The sequence below is a fragment of the Kitasatospora sp. NPDC004272 genome (assembly GCF_053603035.1).
Genome location: NZ_JBSGET010000043.1, coordinates 38,843 through 51,960 on the forward strand (window position 1 = coordinate 38,843; position 13,118 = coordinate 51,960).

General features: G+C 74.5%; 17 protein-coding genes. 13 read left to right on the plus strand and 4 right to left on the minus strand.

Annotated elements, in window-relative coordinates:
• Positions 1-19: 19 nt before the first annotated feature.
• Positions 20-2,224 (plus strand): catalase, encoded by a 2,205-nt coding sequence (locus ACWEO5_RS15805; RefSeq protein ID WP_452162931.1) that lies wholly within the window; start codon positions 20-22, stop codon positions 2,222-2,224.
• Between the two features lie 97 nt (positions 2,225-2,321).
• Positions 2,322-2,492 carry a hydrophobic protein gene (locus ACWEO5_RS15810; protein ID WP_344550440.1) on the plus strand — a complete coding sequence of 57 codons (171 nt, stop codon included), beginning with the start codon at positions 2,322-2,324 and terminating at the stop codon, positions 2,490-2,492.
• A 119-nt stretch (positions 2,493-2,611) separates the two neighbouring features.
• Here ACWEO5_RS15810 and ACWEO5_RS15815 read toward each other — a convergent pair whose 3' ends face one another.
• The 3 genes from ACWEO5_RS15815 to ACWEO5_RS15825 all read right to left on the minus strand — a co-directional run bounded on the left by ACWEO5_RS15815 (position 2,612) and on the right by ACWEO5_RS15825 (position 4,682).
• Positions 2,612-3,868, minus strand: coding sequence for a PP2C family protein-serine/threonine phosphatase (locus ACWEO5_RS15815; RefSeq protein ID WP_452162932.1), 1,257 nt, complete (start codon positions 3,866-3,868; stop codon positions 2,612-2,614).
• A complete protein-coding gene (locus ACWEO5_RS15820) occupies positions 3,861-4,322 on the minus strand; it encodes a hypothetical protein (protein WP_452162933.1) in 462 nt (153 codons plus the stop codon). Before ACWEO5_RS15820 ends, ACWEO5_RS15815 begins: the two co-directional genes overlap by 8 nt.
• Positions 4,323-4,421: 99 nt before the next feature.
• Positions 4,422-4,682: a DUF6479 family protein gene (locus tag ACWEO5_RS15825; protein WP_452162934.1), complete on the minus strand. Its 261-nt coding sequence runs from the start codon at positions 4,680-4,682 to the stop codon at positions 4,422-4,424.
• 189 nt (positions 4,683-4,871) lie between these two features.
• Between ACWEO5_RS15825 and ACWEO5_RS15830 the strand changes: the two genes are divergently transcribed.
• Genes ACWEO5_RS15830 through ACWEO5_RS15875 form a run of 10 tightly spaced genes read left to right on the plus strand, consistent with a single transcriptional unit; the run spans position 4,872 to position 10,705 of the window.
• Complete coding sequence (locus ACWEO5_RS15830) at positions 4,872-5,663, plus strand: hypothetical protein (RefSeq protein ID WP_452162935.1); 792 nt, start codon at positions 4,872-4,874, stop codon at positions 5,661-5,663.
• Between the two features lie 6 nt (positions 5,664-5,669).
• Positions 5,670-6,836: an SRPBCC family protein gene (locus tag ACWEO5_RS15835; protein ID WP_452162936.1), complete on the plus strand. Its 1,167-nt coding sequence runs from the start codon at positions 5,670-5,672 to the stop codon at positions 6,834-6,836.
• 35 nt (positions 6,837-6,871) lie between these two features.
• A complete protein-coding gene (gvpJ, locus tag ACWEO5_RS15840) occupies positions 6,872-7,273 on the plus strand; it encodes a gas vesicle protein GvpJ (RefSeq protein ID WP_452162937.1) in 402 nt (133 codons plus the stop codon).
• The gene (locus tag ACWEO5_RS15845) at positions 7,270-8,052 is read left to right on the plus strand and encodes a GvpL/GvpF family gas vesicle protein (RefSeq protein ID WP_452162938.1); all 783 of its coding nucleotides are present in this window, start codon (positions 7,270-7,272) and stop codon (positions 8,050-8,052) included. The genes gvpJ and ACWEO5_RS15845 overlap by 4 nt, the downstream gene beginning before the upstream one ends.
• Complete coding sequence (locus ACWEO5_RS15850) at positions 8,043-8,288, plus strand: gas vesicle protein GvpG (protein WP_344550448.1); 246 nt, start codon at positions 8,043-8,045, stop codon at positions 8,286-8,288. The genes ACWEO5_RS15845 and ACWEO5_RS15850 overlap by 10 nt, the downstream gene beginning before the upstream one ends.
• 3 nt (positions 8,289-8,291) lie before the next feature.
• Positions 8,292-8,963, plus strand: a complete 672-nt coding sequence (gene gvpO, locus ACWEO5_RS15855) for a gas vesicle protein GvpO (RefSeq protein ID WP_452162939.1) — start codon at positions 8,292-8,294, stop codon at positions 8,961-8,963.
• Between the two features lie 32 nt (positions 8,964-8,995).
• Positions 8,996-9,412: a gas vesicle protein gene (locus tag ACWEO5_RS15860; protein WP_452162946.1), complete on the plus strand. Its 417-nt coding sequence runs from the start codon at positions 8,996-8,998 to the stop codon at positions 9,410-9,412.
• Positions 9,409-10,209 (plus strand): GvpL/GvpF family gas vesicle protein, encoded by an 801-nt coding sequence (locus ACWEO5_RS15865; protein ID WP_452162940.1) that lies wholly within the window; start codon positions 9,409-9,411, stop codon positions 10,207-10,209. The genes ACWEO5_RS15860 and ACWEO5_RS15865 overlap by 4 nt, the downstream gene beginning before the upstream one ends.
• The gene (locus ACWEO5_RS15870; RefSeq protein WP_452162941.1) at positions 10,206-10,421 is read left to right on the plus strand and encodes a gas vesicle protein; all 216 of its coding nucleotides are present in this window, start codon (positions 10,206-10,208) and stop codon (positions 10,419-10,421) included. Before ACWEO5_RS15865 ends, ACWEO5_RS15870 begins: the two co-directional genes overlap by 4 nt.
• Positions 10,418-10,705, plus strand: a complete 288-nt coding sequence (locus tag ACWEO5_RS15875) for a gas vesicle protein K (protein WP_452162942.1) — start codon at positions 10,418-10,420, stop codon at positions 10,703-10,705. The genes ACWEO5_RS15870 and ACWEO5_RS15875 overlap by 4 nt, the downstream gene beginning before the upstream one ends.
• 51 nt (positions 10,706-10,756) lie before the next feature.
• On the opposite strand, the gene ku is transcribed toward ACWEO5_RS15875, so the two are convergent.
• Complete coding sequence (gene ku / locus ACWEO5_RS15880) at positions 10,757-11,848, minus strand: non-homologous end joining protein Ku (RefSeq protein ID WP_452162943.1); 1,092 nt, start codon at positions 11,846-11,848, stop codon at positions 10,757-10,759.
• 357 nt (positions 11,849-12,205) lie between these two features.
• Between ku and ACWEO5_RS15885 the strand changes: the two genes are divergently transcribed.
• Positions 12,206-13,084 (plus strand): DNA polymerase domain-containing protein, encoded by an 879-nt coding sequence (locus ACWEO5_RS15885; protein WP_452162944.1) that lies wholly within the window; start codon positions 12,206-12,208, stop codon positions 13,082-13,084.
• The last annotated feature ends 34 nt before the right edge of the window (positions 13,085-13,118 follow it).

Genomic DNA, 13,118 nt, shown 5'->3' on the forward strand with positions numbered 1-13,118 from the left:
ACGCTCCGGAAGGACACCCATGACTGCCGACGACACCCGCCCCGACCTGCCCGGCGCGCCCACCGCCGGCGAACCGACGGTGGAGGAGCCCGTCGAGCCCCGCCCGCCGCTGCCGCCCAAGCCCGACCAGGCCGCCCCCGAGCCGCTCTCGGCGACCGGCCGCCGCCCGCAGGACGGCAGCGGCCCGGTCCGCGCCCAGGACGGTGCGTACCTCACCAACGCGCAGGGCACCCGGCTGCCGGACTCCGACCACTCGCTGAAGGCCGGACCGCGCGGCCCCGTCCTGCTCCAGGACCACCACCTGCGCGAGAAGATCACCCATTTCGACCACGAGCGGATCCCGGAGCGCGTGGTGCACGCCCGCGGCGCCGCCGCGCACGGCGTGTTCGAGAGCTACGGCACGGGCGCGGGCCTCAGCAAGGCCGGGTTCCTCGCGGCCGGGGCCAGGACGCCCGTCTTCGTCCGGTTCTCCACCGTGCTCGGCTCGCGCGGCTCCGCCGACACCGTCCGCGACACCCGCGGCTTCGCCACCAAGTTCTACACCGACGAGGGCGTCTTCGACCTGGTCGGCAACAACATCCCGGTGTTCTTCATCCAGGACGCGATCAAGTTCCCGGACGTCATCCACGCGGGCAAACCGCACCCCGACCGGGAGATCCCGCAGGCGCAGTCCGCCCACGACACCTTCTGGGACTTCGTCTCGCTGCACACCGAGGCCACCCACCACACCCTGTGGAACATGTCCGACCGGGGCATCCCGCGCTCCTACCGGACGATGGAGGGCTTCGGCATCCACACCTTCCGGCTGATCGCCCCCGACGGCTCCACCTCCCTGGTCAAGTGGCACTGGAAGCCCAAGCTCGGCGTCCACTCGCTCACCTGGGACGAGGCCCAGCTGATCGGCGGCGCCGACCCCGACTTCCACCGCCGCGACCTGTACGACGCCATCGAGGCCGGCGCGTTCCCGCACTGGGAGCTCGGCGTCCAGGTCATGCCCGACACCCCCGAGCAGACCTTCGAGGGCATCGACCTGCTCGACCCGACGAAGATCGTCCCCGAGGAGCTGGTGCCGGTCCAGCCGCTCGGCCTGATGACCCTGAACGCCAACCCGACCAACTTCTTCGCCGAGGTCGAGCAGGTCGCCTTCCACCCCGGCCACCTGGTGCCCGGCATCGACATCACCGACGACCCGCTGCTCTCCGGCCGGCTCTTCTCCTACCTGGACACCCAGATCACCCGGCTGGGCGGCCCCAACTTCGCCCAGATCCCGATCAACCGCACCCACGCGCCGGTCAACGACATGCTGCGCGACGGCTTCCACCAGGACGCCGTGCACTCCGGCGTCGCGCCCTACAAGCCCAACTCGCTGGACGGCGGCTGCCCGTTCTTCGCCGGCGCCGACGAGCACGCCTTCATCGAGCACCCGCAGCCCGTCCCCGAGTCCCGGAAGGTCCGGGAGGCGCCCGCCTCGTTCGACGACCACTACAGCCAGGCCCGGCTCTTCTGGCTCAGCATGACGCCCGTCGAGCAGGAGCACATCATCAACGCCTACTCCTTCGAGCTCGGCAAGTGCACCGAACCCGCCGTCCGCGAACGCAACCTGCGGGTGCTGGCCCGGATCGACCCCCGGCTGTGCGCCGAGGTCGCCACCGGCCTCGGCCTGCCCGCGCCCGCCCCCGACGGCGACCTGGCCGACCCCGACCCCAGCCCCGCGCTCTCCCAGCTCGGCCGCGAGTGGCCGGTCGCGGGCCGGACGGTGGGCATCCTCACCGGCCCCGACACCGACCCCGGCGTGCTCGCCGCCGTCCGCGAGGCCGCGCTCGCCGCCGACCTGGTGCCCCTGGTGGTCGCCCCCACCGGCGGCGACCCGGCCGAGGTGCAGCGCAGCTTCGCCACCGCCCGCTCGATCGAGTTCGACGCCGTCCTGCTGGCCGGCGTCCCCGGCCCCGCCCCCGACGCCGCCCCCGCCCGGGACGCCCGCGCCGCCGGACCGCACGCCGCCCTCGACCCGCGGCTGGTCCTGCTGCTCGGCGAGGCGTGGCGGCACGCCAAGGCGATCGGCGGCTTGGGCGACGCCCGCGACGTCCTGGCGGCCGCCGGGCTCCCGTCGGACGGGCCCGGCCTCGTCCTCGGCACCGACCCGGTCCAGGTCCTGCGCGACCTGGCGGACCTGCTCGCCGGGCACCGGGTCTGGGACCGCTTCCCGCCGCCCGAGCAGGGCTGAACCGGCGCGGAATCGGACGGATTTTCGTACCGGTGACGGCATAGACGGGCGATCAGCGGGCAGACGGCGGACGTACTGATCCGAAGGAGGACAAATCGTGGTTCCGCTTCTGCTGGTCCTGCTCCTCGCCCTGCTCCTGTTCGGCGCCGGGTTCGCGGTGAAGATCCTGTGGTGGGTCGCGGTCATCGTGCTCGTCGTGTGGCTGGTGGGCTTCATCGCCCGCGGTACCAACGCGACCGGCGGCCGCGGACGTTGGTACCGCTGGTAGCGGATCCCGCGGTACCGACGACGCCGACGGCGGAGGCTCACGGCCTCCGCCGTCGGCGTACGTGCGGTGCGTGCGGCACGTGCGGTGCGGGCGGCGCGGGCGGCGCGTCGAGCGGGGCCTCACCAGCGGGAGGCGCGGGGGCGGGTGTCGTCCAGCAGCGGCGGGGCGAGCGGCTGCCACTCGATCATCATGATGGTCGCGTCGTCGGTGAGCCCCTCGTCCTGGTGCTCCAGGATCGCGTGCATCAGCCGGCGCAGCGTCTCCGGCGCGGTCTCCCCGGCGCCGGCGGCCCGGATCACGAAGTCGGTGAACCGGGCCAGGCCGAAGAACTCGTGGTTGCCGCCCTTCGCGTCCACCACCCCGTCGGTGTAGATCAGCAGCCGGTCGCCCGGCTTGAGCGAGAAGGTCCGCACCGTCCGCGCGGCGCCGGTGTAGTGGCTCAGCCCCAGCGGCAGCTCGCCGGGCCCGTCCAGCGCGCCCGGGACCACCTCGCCGGAGCGGATCAGCAGCGGGTGCGGATGGCCGCAGTTCGCCCAGTGCAGGGTGCCGGTGGCGATGTCCAGCCGCAGAAAGACACCGGTGGCGAACCGGTCCGGGAACCAGGCGTGCAGCGCCTCGTCGATGGTGTCCACCAGGTCCGGCAGGTCGGCGCCGTTGCGGCGGGCGTTGCGGCAGGCGCCCAGGGCCAGCGCGGCGGTCAGGCCGGACGCCAGGTCGTGGCCCATCGCGTCCAGCACCGCGGCGTGCAGCACCCCGTCGGCCAGCGAGTGCTCGAACGCGTCCCCGCCCAGCCGGTAGGCCGGCTCCAGGACGGCGGTGGAGATCGCCCGGTCGGTGCAGACGGTCCGCGGCGGCAGGAAGGCCCGCAGCATCTCGGACGGCAGGCTCATGGTGTCGGACCGGGTGCCGTGCGCGTAACTGTCGCTGGTGTCCCGCTTGGAGGTGATCACCATCGCCAGCACCGAGGCCAGCAGCCGACAGCGCCGCACCGCCTCCCGGTCCAGCGACGGCGTGCGCAGCCCCAGCACGCCCAGCCGCTCGGCACCGTCGGTCAGCGGGAACCAGGCCACCAGGCCCGCGTCGGGGTCCTCGGCCACCCGCATCGTCCCGGTCCGGAACGCCCAGCCCGCCAGCGTGCCGTCGACCGGCAGGTCCGGCCCCTCGGCGAGGGCGACCAGCCGGTGCTGCTGGATGTCCGCCAGGTACACGGCCGCCGAGCCCAGGCCCAGCGCCCGGGTGTACTGCTCGGCGAAGCGCGGCGCCTCCCCCGGGTCGAGGGTGCGGCCCGCGGTCAGGAACCGCTCCAGCAGCTCCTCGCCGAGGTTCAGCGGCGGTGCCCCGTCGGGCACCCCGGGCGCCCCCGGTACCTCAGGCATCGCTCAGGCTCGTTCCGGGGACGGCCCGGCCCGCCGGGCGGGAGCCGGACGGGCGGGAAGCGGACGGACGGGGTGCGGGCAGCCGGGGCGCGGGCTCGGCGTGCGCGCCCAGCCGCAGGTCGCGTTCGAGCTCCTCGATCCGGGCCGCGACCGCCGACGGCTCCGGACGGACCGCGGCCCCGGGACGCCCGCGGTCCAGCGCCACCGCGCCGACCAGGCCGTGCAGCGCCAGGACGGGCAGCGCCACCGGCCACAGCGCGCCCGCGCACAGCGCGAACGCCTCGGTCTGCTGCCGCTCCTGCCGCTCGAACGTACCGACCCGCCGCGCCGCGGCACCCGCCCGCGCCCCGCCCGCCCGCAGGAAGCGCTCCCGCTCCCGCCGGAAGACCGCCCGGGCCGTCAACAGCCCTCCGAGCAGGTAACCCGCCACCACCCCCAGACACAGCACCACCACCGTTGCTCGCCTCCTCGCTCACTACGCCTCTCCGGGTACGCCGCGCGTATGCCCGGCCTCGCGCCGGTCAACGGCCCTGCACCCGGATCGGCGTTCGAATCAGCGCTCGGGCCGGTGTTCGGACGGGCGCCCGGACGGGTCGTCGGCACCGCCCCCGGGGCCCTCCCCGTCCGGCGTGCGCCAGGACTCCGTCCCCTGCCCGGTCGGGCCCGGCCCGCCCGGGAGCCGGCGGCGGTTCCACCGCCGGCTGCCCCAGACGAACGCCCCGATCAGCAGCACCGCGACGATCAGCGCCGGAATGATCACCACCAGGAGGGACGGGCCGCTCGACTCCGCTGCCAGTACCGCGTCGACCGTCATGACCTGCTCCTTCCGCTCGGACGGGCCCGCTCGAACGGGCCCGTGACGCCGGGCGTCTACCCGCTCAATTCGGGATGAATGCCGAAAAGCCCTGGAAATCGCCGTGTCGTTCTCGGGCCCCCGGGTAGGCGGTACGACTGTCGAAGCGGAGCGGCCCCCCGGCCGCCCGACTCCTTAACGGGGAATCCCATGAACAACACGAAGTTGGCAACCGCCGTGGTCGCGGGCTACTTCCTGGGGCGCTGGCACAAGGCCCGCTGGGCGTTGGCCCTGGCCGGAATGGCGGCAGGAAAGAAAATCAGCACCAATCCCGGCGTTCTGGTCGGTCAACTCCTGGAGTCCTCACCGCAGTTGCGCGGCCTGGTGGACGAAATGCGGGGCGACCTGGCGGACGCGGGCAAGGACGCCGTCATGGCGGCCGCGGGCAACCGGATGAGCGCGCTCACCGACCGCCTCCAGCAGCAGACCGAAGCCGTCCGGGAACGGACCGCCGCGCGCGGCCAGGACGACGAGGAACCGGACGACGAGGAACCGGACGAGGTGGACGAGACCGAGTCCGACGACAGCGAGTCCGACGAGCCCGAGCCCGACGAGGAACCGGACGACGAGGAGTCGGACGAGCCCGAGGAGGAGCCCGAGGCCGAGCCGGAGGAGGAGGCCGAGGACGAGGCCGAGCCGGAGGAGGAGCCCGCGGAGGAGAAGAAGCCGCGCCGCCGCACGTCCCGCAGCAGTAGCAGCGGAGCGTCCGGCACGAGCAGCTCCTCGAAGCGCCCCTCCCGGTCGACCGCCGCGAAGAAGTCGGCGGCCCCGCGCAAGTCGGCGGCCCCGCGCAAGACCGCGGCCCGCAAGACCGCCGCCTCGTCGTCGTCCGGCCGGAAGTCGACCGGGACCGCGTCCGCCCGCAAGAGCGCGTCGGGCGCGAAGAGCACCGGGAGCAGCGGGACGCGGACCAAGGCGTCGTCCAGGAAGAAGACGGGGTGAGCGGCGATGGCCAGGCAGTCCGATGACGGCAAGAACGGTTCGGGCGGTGTGACGAAAGCGCTGCCCACCGAACAACTGATGGACCAGGCGAAGGACCTGATGTCCGCGCTGGGGGAGCGCGCGGTGGCCGCGGCGAGCGACAAGGTCGGTTCGGCGACCGACCGGCTGGTCGGCTACGTGGCCGACGGGGGCGGGGGCGGGGGCGGGATCGGCGGGGGCATGGCGAAGACGCTGCTGAAGACGGGCGCGTCCGGGCTGAAGCAGGCCGTGATGGGGAAGTTCGGCGGCGGCGGGGGAGACGACGGCGGGGACGGGGGCGGCGGTGGCGGTGGCGGGGGCGGGGGCGGGGGAGGCGGCAAGGAGACCAAGGTCACCAACATCATCGAGCAGATCGACGTCGGGGTCCCGATCCGGGTCGCGTACAACACGTGGACGGAGTTCCAGGACTTCCCGAAGTACACCAAGCGCGTCGAGAACGTCGACCAGTCCGCCGACGAGAAGCTCAGCTGGAAGGCCGGCATCTTCCTCTCGCACCGCACCTGGGAGTCGACGATCGTCGAACAGGTCCCGGAGGACCGGATCGTGTGGCGCTCCAAGGGCGAGAAGGGCTCGGTGGACGGTGCGGTGACGTTCCACGAACTCACCCCCAACCTGACCAGGATCCTGGTGGTCCTCGAATACCACCCCCAGGGCCTGTTCGAACGGACCGGCAACCTGTGGCGGGCCCAGGGCAGGCGCGCCCGGCTGGAGCTGAAGCACTTCCGGCGCCACGTGATGACCCGGACCATCCTCGACCCCGACAGCGTCGAGGGCTGGCGCGGCGAGATCCGCGACAGCGAGGTCGTGCGCTCGCACGAGGACGCGGTGAAGGAGGAAGAGGAGCAGCAGCAGGACCAGGACGAGCCCGACGAGGAGTACGACGAGGAGGAGCCCGAGGACGAGGGCTACGAGGACGAGGACCAGGACGGGCCCGAGGACGAGGACGAGGGCCAGGACGACGACGAGGAGTACGACGAGGAGTACGACGACGAGGGCGAGGACGAGCCCGAGGACGACGAGTACGAGGACGAGGAGGGCGCGGACGAGGACGAGGAGGACGCGGAGGACACCGAGGACGAGGACGAACAGCCCGCCCGCCGAAGCTCCCGCCGGGCCTCCTCCCGGAAGAGGTGAGAGCGGTGTCAGTGACCCCGCGTTCGAGTAACTACATGTCCCGCCCGTCCTCCTCGGGCCTGGTGGACGTGGTCGACCTGATCCTCGACAAGGGCCTGGTCATCGACATCTACATCCGGGTCTCCCTGGTCGGGATCGAACTGCTGACCATCGACGCCCGCATCGTGGTGGCGAGCGTCGACACGTACCTGCGCTTCGCCGAGGCGGTCAACCGGCTCGACCTGGCGGACGACAAGAGCCAGGGGCTGCCGGAGCTGGTGGAGGGCATGCAGGAGGGCGGAGCGCGGCACAAGACCCGCGGTGCGCTCGAAGGCGTGAAGGACAAGGTGTCCGGCCTGATCGGCGGGGGAGAGGACGAGGACGACGAGGAGGAGGAGCCGGAGGAGCGGCCCCGCCGCCGTTCGCGGCCCACCACCCGGAAGGGGCACGGGCGATGAGCACCACCCCGCCGCAAGCGGCCTGCTACGTCTACGGGATCGTCCCGTCCGGCACCCGCCCGCCCGAGGCGGCCGGGGTCGGCGACCCGCCCGCACCGGTGACGCTGGTGAGCCACCACGGGGTGGCCGCCCTGGTCGGCGAGATCGACGTCCGCCGCCCGCTCGGCACGCCCCGGGACCTGATCGGCCACGCCCGGGTGCTGGACGCGGTGGCGGCCGCCCGCACGCCCGTCCTGCCGTTCCGGTTCGGCGCGGTGGTCCGGGACACGGCGGCCGTCACGGACGAACTGCTCGCCCCGCAGGAACAGCGGTTCCTGGCCGCGCTGGAGGACCTGGACGGCCTCGCCCAGTTCACCGCCCGGGCCACCTACCGGCAGGACCGGGTGCTGCGCGAGATCGTCGCCCACCGCCCGGACATCGCCCGGCTCCGGGAGGAGGTCGCCGAACTGCCGGAAGCCGCCTCCCGGCCCCGCCGGATCCGGCTCGGCGAACTGGTCGCCGAGGCACTGGTCGCCCGCGGCCGCTCCGACACCGACCACCTGGTGGCCGAGCTCGGACCGCTCGCCGTAGCCACCTCCCGCGCCGAGTCGACCGCCGACCAGCCGGCCACCGTCTCCTTCCTGGTCGACGCCGACCGCTGGAGCGCCTTCGAACGCGCCGCGGACGCGCTCGCCGCCGACTGGGACGGACGCGTCGACTTCCGGCTGATCGGCCCGCTGGCCCCGTACGACTTCGCCCCGCAGCTCGTCGACGCGCAAGGACGCGGGTCATGGGACTGATCACCGGCCTGCTCACCCTGCCGCTCGCCCCCGTCCGCGGCGTGGTCTGGGTGGCCGAGCGGCTGCACGAGCAGGCGTGGCAGGAACTGAACGACCCGGCCGCCGTGCGCCGGCAGCTGATGGAGGTCCAGGCCGCCCGGGAGGCCGGGACGATCGACGAGCAGGAGGCCGAACGCCGGGAGGCGGAACTGGTCCGGCGCCTGCTGCCGCCCACCATCGGGGACCTGGAGGTATGAACCGTGCCCGAGTCACGCACCCGCCGCCCGTCCACCGCCGCACCGCGACGGCGCACCGCGCGCCGCGACCCCGAAGCGGAGCCGCGACCCCGCCGCCGGGCCGTGAAGGAGCGGGACGCGCCGGAGGAGACGGACGCGCCGGAGGAGACGGACGAGGAGGAGCCGGACGAGGAGGAGCCGGACGAGCCGCCACGGCGCCGGCGTCGGCCGGCGGCGGAGCGCGGGACGAGCGGGTCGGCGCCGCGCCGCCGCAAGGCCCGGCCGGACGAGGCCGACGACCGCGACGAGGCCGACGGCCGCGACGAGGAGGAGGGCGAGGGCGAGGAGGAGGGCGAGGGCGAGGAGCCGGACGAGGGCGAGGAGCCGGACGAGGAGCAGGGCGACGACCGGGACGGGCGGCGGGCCGGGATCGGGGCCGCCGCGGCCGCCGCCCGGGCCGCCACCCACGTACGGGCGATGACCGGGCGCAGCCCGGAGGGCGTCACCTCGCTGGAGCGGACCGAGGAGGGCTGGCGGATCGGCGTCGAGGTGGTGGAGAGCCGGCGGATCCCCGACACCACCGACATCCTGGCCGTCTACCGGGTCGACCTCGACCGTGACGGCGAACTGCTCGCCTACCGCCGGGAGGACCGCTACCACCGCGGTCGCACCCCCGACCGGGAGGAGGACCCGTGAGCACGCCCGCCCCGTGGCGCGGCACCGGCGCGGTGCCCGCCTACCCCGGGACCTCCGCCGCGCCGCAACCCGCCAACCTGGCCGACCTGCTCGAACGCGTCCTGGACAAGGGCATCGTGATCGCCGGGGACATCCGGATCAACCTGCTGGACATCGAACTGCTCACGATCAGGATCCGGCTGCTGATCGCCTCGGTCGACCGGGCCCGCGAGATGGGCATCGACTGGTGGGAGCACGACCCCACGCTCTCCTCCGGCGACCGCCGCCGGGACCTCGCCGCCGAGAACCGCCGCCTGCGCGAACGCCTCGGCGAACTGGAGGCCGCCCGCTCGCAGGACGCCCGGGACGCCCGGGAGGCCGGCGCCGGAGCCGCACCCGGACCGGAACCCGAACCGGTGGACGACGATCGCCCGGCCCGGAAGGGCACCCGGCGGCGGGAGGAGCCGTGACCTACACCTGGCTGTACGCCGTCGCCCCGGCCGGCCCCGAGCCGTCCCCGCCGAAGGGCGCCCCCGGAGGCGTCGCCGACGAGCACCCGAGGACGGTCGCGGCCGCCGACCTGCTCGCGGTGGTCGGTTCGGTGCCCGACGCCGACTTCGACTCCGACGCCCTGCAGCGCCACCTCGGCGACCCGCAGTGGCTCGAACGCGCGGTGCGCGCCCACCACCGGGTGGTCTCCGCCACCGCCACCGGCGGCCGGGCCCTCCCGGTCCGCTTCGGCACGGTGTACCGCGACGACGACCGGGTCCGCGCCCTGCTGGCGGCGCACGCCGACGGCATCCGCGCCGCCCTGTCCGACATCGCCGACCGCACCGAGTGGGGCGTCAAGGCGTACCTGGACCGGGCGCACCCGGACGGCGCGGACGACGCCGGGGGCGGATCCGACCGTCCGGCGGGGGACCGGCCGGGCACCGCCTACCTGCTGCGCCGCCGGACCGCCCGCGACCGGGCCGAACACGCCCTGACGGACGCCGCCGGGCAGGCCCGGCAGGCCCACCTGGCGCTGTCCGGGCTCGCCGACCGCAGTACCGAGCACCCGCCGCAGCCCGCGGAGGCGACCGGCGTCCGCGATCCGATGCTGCTCAACGGCGCCTACCTGGTGCACCGTTCGCGGGCGGCGGAGTTCGCCCGCACGGTCGAGGCGCTCCGGGCGCGGCACGGCCCCGCACTGCGGCTGGAACTCACTGGCCCCTGGCCGCCGTACTCCTTCGCCGCCCTGCCGACCGCCGGGGACGGTGCGCGATGACCACCGAAGAGCTCGCCCCCGAGCTGCGGCAGCGCGACGTCGCACTGGTCGACCTGCTCGACCGGCTGCTGGCCGGCGGCGTGGTGATCGCGGGCGAGATCACCCTCTCGATCGCCGACATCGACCTGGTCCGGATCAGCCTGCGGGCCCTGATCGCCTCGGTCAGCTCGCTGGCCGACCCGGGCGGAAGCGACGGGGGAGCCGCCCTGTGAGCGACGAACCGGCCCGCCGGATCGAGCTCGACCCCGAGACGGTCGGGCGGGACCTCGCCTCGCTGGTCCTCACCGTGGTCGAACTGCTCCGGCAGCTGATGGAGCGCCAGGCGCTGCGCCGGATCGACCGGGGCGATCTGGACGAGGAGCAGGTCGAGCGGCTGGGCCTGACCCTGATGGCGCTGGAGGAGCGGATGGCGGAACTCCGCGAGCACTTCGGCCTCACCCCGGAGGACCTCAACCTCGACCTCGGCCCGCTCGGCCCGCTGCTCTCCAGCGAGTGACCGCGTGACCGCGTGGCCGCGTGCCTGCGGACGGGGCGGGGCCCCGCCGGTTCAGGACGCCCGCTTGAGGTTCCGGCGCGGACGGGCGGCCGCCTTCAGCGCGTACTGGAGCTGGTCGCGGGTCATGGTCGACCGGTGCGGGATGCCGAGCGCGGCGGCCCGCCGGTACAGCTCGGCCTTGCTGAGCGAGCCGAGGTCCTCCACGGCCTCCGCAGGCTCCGCCGATTTCGCCGCCTTCGCCGATCTCGCGGACTTCGCGGACTTCACCGACCGCACCGAGCGCTCCGTCCTCGCGGCCGGTTTCGCGGCCGGTTTCGTGGCCGTCCTCGCGGCCGGTTTCGTCCGGCCGCCGCCCTGCGCCCGGGCCTGGTCCAGGCTGCGGCGCAGCACGTCCACCAGGTCGGTGAGGTCGGTGGGTTCGGGTTCCTCCCCGGTGGACAGCGCGATCTCCCGGCCCTCGGCCTTCGCCTCGACCAGCGCCCGGACCCGCTCCTCGTAGGTGTCGTGGTAGTCGTCCGGGTGCCAGCCGACGGTGAGCATGTCGATCAGCTGCTCGGCGGTGGCGAGCTCCGTCCGGTTGAAGTCCTTGCGCCGGGAGGGCAGGTCGGGCACCTCCGCCTGCGGGTCGCGGAGCTCGTCGGACCAGTGCATGGTGCGCAGTTCGAGCAGCCCGTCGGTGGAGTCGACCGCGGTCAGGTACTCCCGGCCGCGCATCGAGAACACGGCGATCCCGGCCCGGCCGGAGTGCGCGAGCGCCTCGACCAGGAGCTGGTAGACCTTGGCGGTCGCCGGATCGCCCGGGCCCAGGTAGTAGGTCTTGTCGAAGAAGACCGGATCGATCTCCGCCAGGTCGGCGAAGCCGCCGATCTCGATCGTCCGGGACCGCCCGGGGGACAGCTCCTCCAACTCGGCGGGCTCCACGACGACGTACTGCCCCTCGCCGAGCTCGTAGCCCTTGACCACGTCCTCGAACGGCACCTCCTCGCCGGTGCGCTCGTTCACCCGCCGCTGCCGCACCCGGTCGGTGGTGCCGCGCTGCAACTGGTGGAAGCGCACCGCGTGCGACTCGGTCGCCGGGTACAGCGCCACCGGCAGGCTCACCAGTCCGAAGGACAACGTCCCCTTCCACACCGGCTTGGCCATCGTGCCCACCTTCCTCCTCGACGGGGGCGCGCACCCGTCCGGCCGGCGCCCGTCCGTGTCCTGCCGCGCGGCTGCCCGATCCGGCCCGCGCCCACACCAGGGTCCGACCGCGCGCCCCGGCCCGCACCCGCTCACGGCCCCGCGCCGGGCCCCGCAGCCACGAGCGCGCGGTCCGGGAGGCCCGGGCGGGCGTCCGGCCGCGCTCGTCCGGCAGTGCGGACGTGTCGGACCCGCCCGGGTCGGGTAGACGCCGGGACCGGCCCGACCGGCCCGACCGGCCCGGACAGGACCGCCCGCCGTCCGCCGACCGGGTCCGGGCACGGGGCACGCCACGACCACCGTCGAACGGGGCACGCCATGACCACCGTCGAGTTCCGGGCCAGCGGCCGGATCGTCCAGCTGAAACGGGCCGACAAGGAGCTGTTCCCGGCGGACGGCCGTGCCGGGGCGATCACCAAGGCGGACCTCGCCGCGCACTACCGCCGGGTCGCCCGCCGCATCCTGCCGCAGCTGCGCGGCCGGCCGCTGATGCTGGAGCGCTACCCCGACGGCATCGACGGACCCCGGCTCGTCCAGAAGGACACCCCCGCGCACTTCCCCGACTGGATCCGCCGCAGCGAACTGCCCAAGGCCGGCGGCACCGTCGACTACCCGGTCTGCGACGACCTGGCCACCCTGCTCTACCTGGTCGGCCAGGCGTGCGTCACCCCGCACCGCTGGCTGTCCAGGGCGGACCGGCCCGACCACCCCGACCTGCTGGTCATCGACCTCGACCCGGCGGGCGAGGACTTCGCACCGGTCCGGGAGGCCGCCGTCCTGGCGCACGCCCTGCTCGGCGAACTCGGCCTCCCCGCCGAGCTGATGACCACCGGCTCGCGCGGCTTGCACGTCCTGGTCCGGCTCGACCGCCGGGCCCCCTTCGACGAGGTCCGGGCCTTCGCCCACGACGTGGCCGCCGTGCTCGCCGGCCGCCGCCCCGACCTGCTCACCACCGAGCCCCGCAAGGCGGCCCGCCGGGGACGGCTCTACCTCGACGTCCAGCGCAACGCCTACGGCCAGAACGCGGTCACCCCCTACGCGGTCCGCCCGCTGCCCGGCGCGCCGGTCGCCACCCCGCTGGCCCGGGCCGAACTCGACGACCCCGCCCTCACCCCGCGCCGCTGGACCCTCGCCACCGTGCAGGAGCGCCTGGACGCCCCCGACCCGTGGCGCGCCGCGGCGCGCCGGGCCCGGTGACTGACAAAGGGAGAGCGGGGGGGGGGGGAAGAGG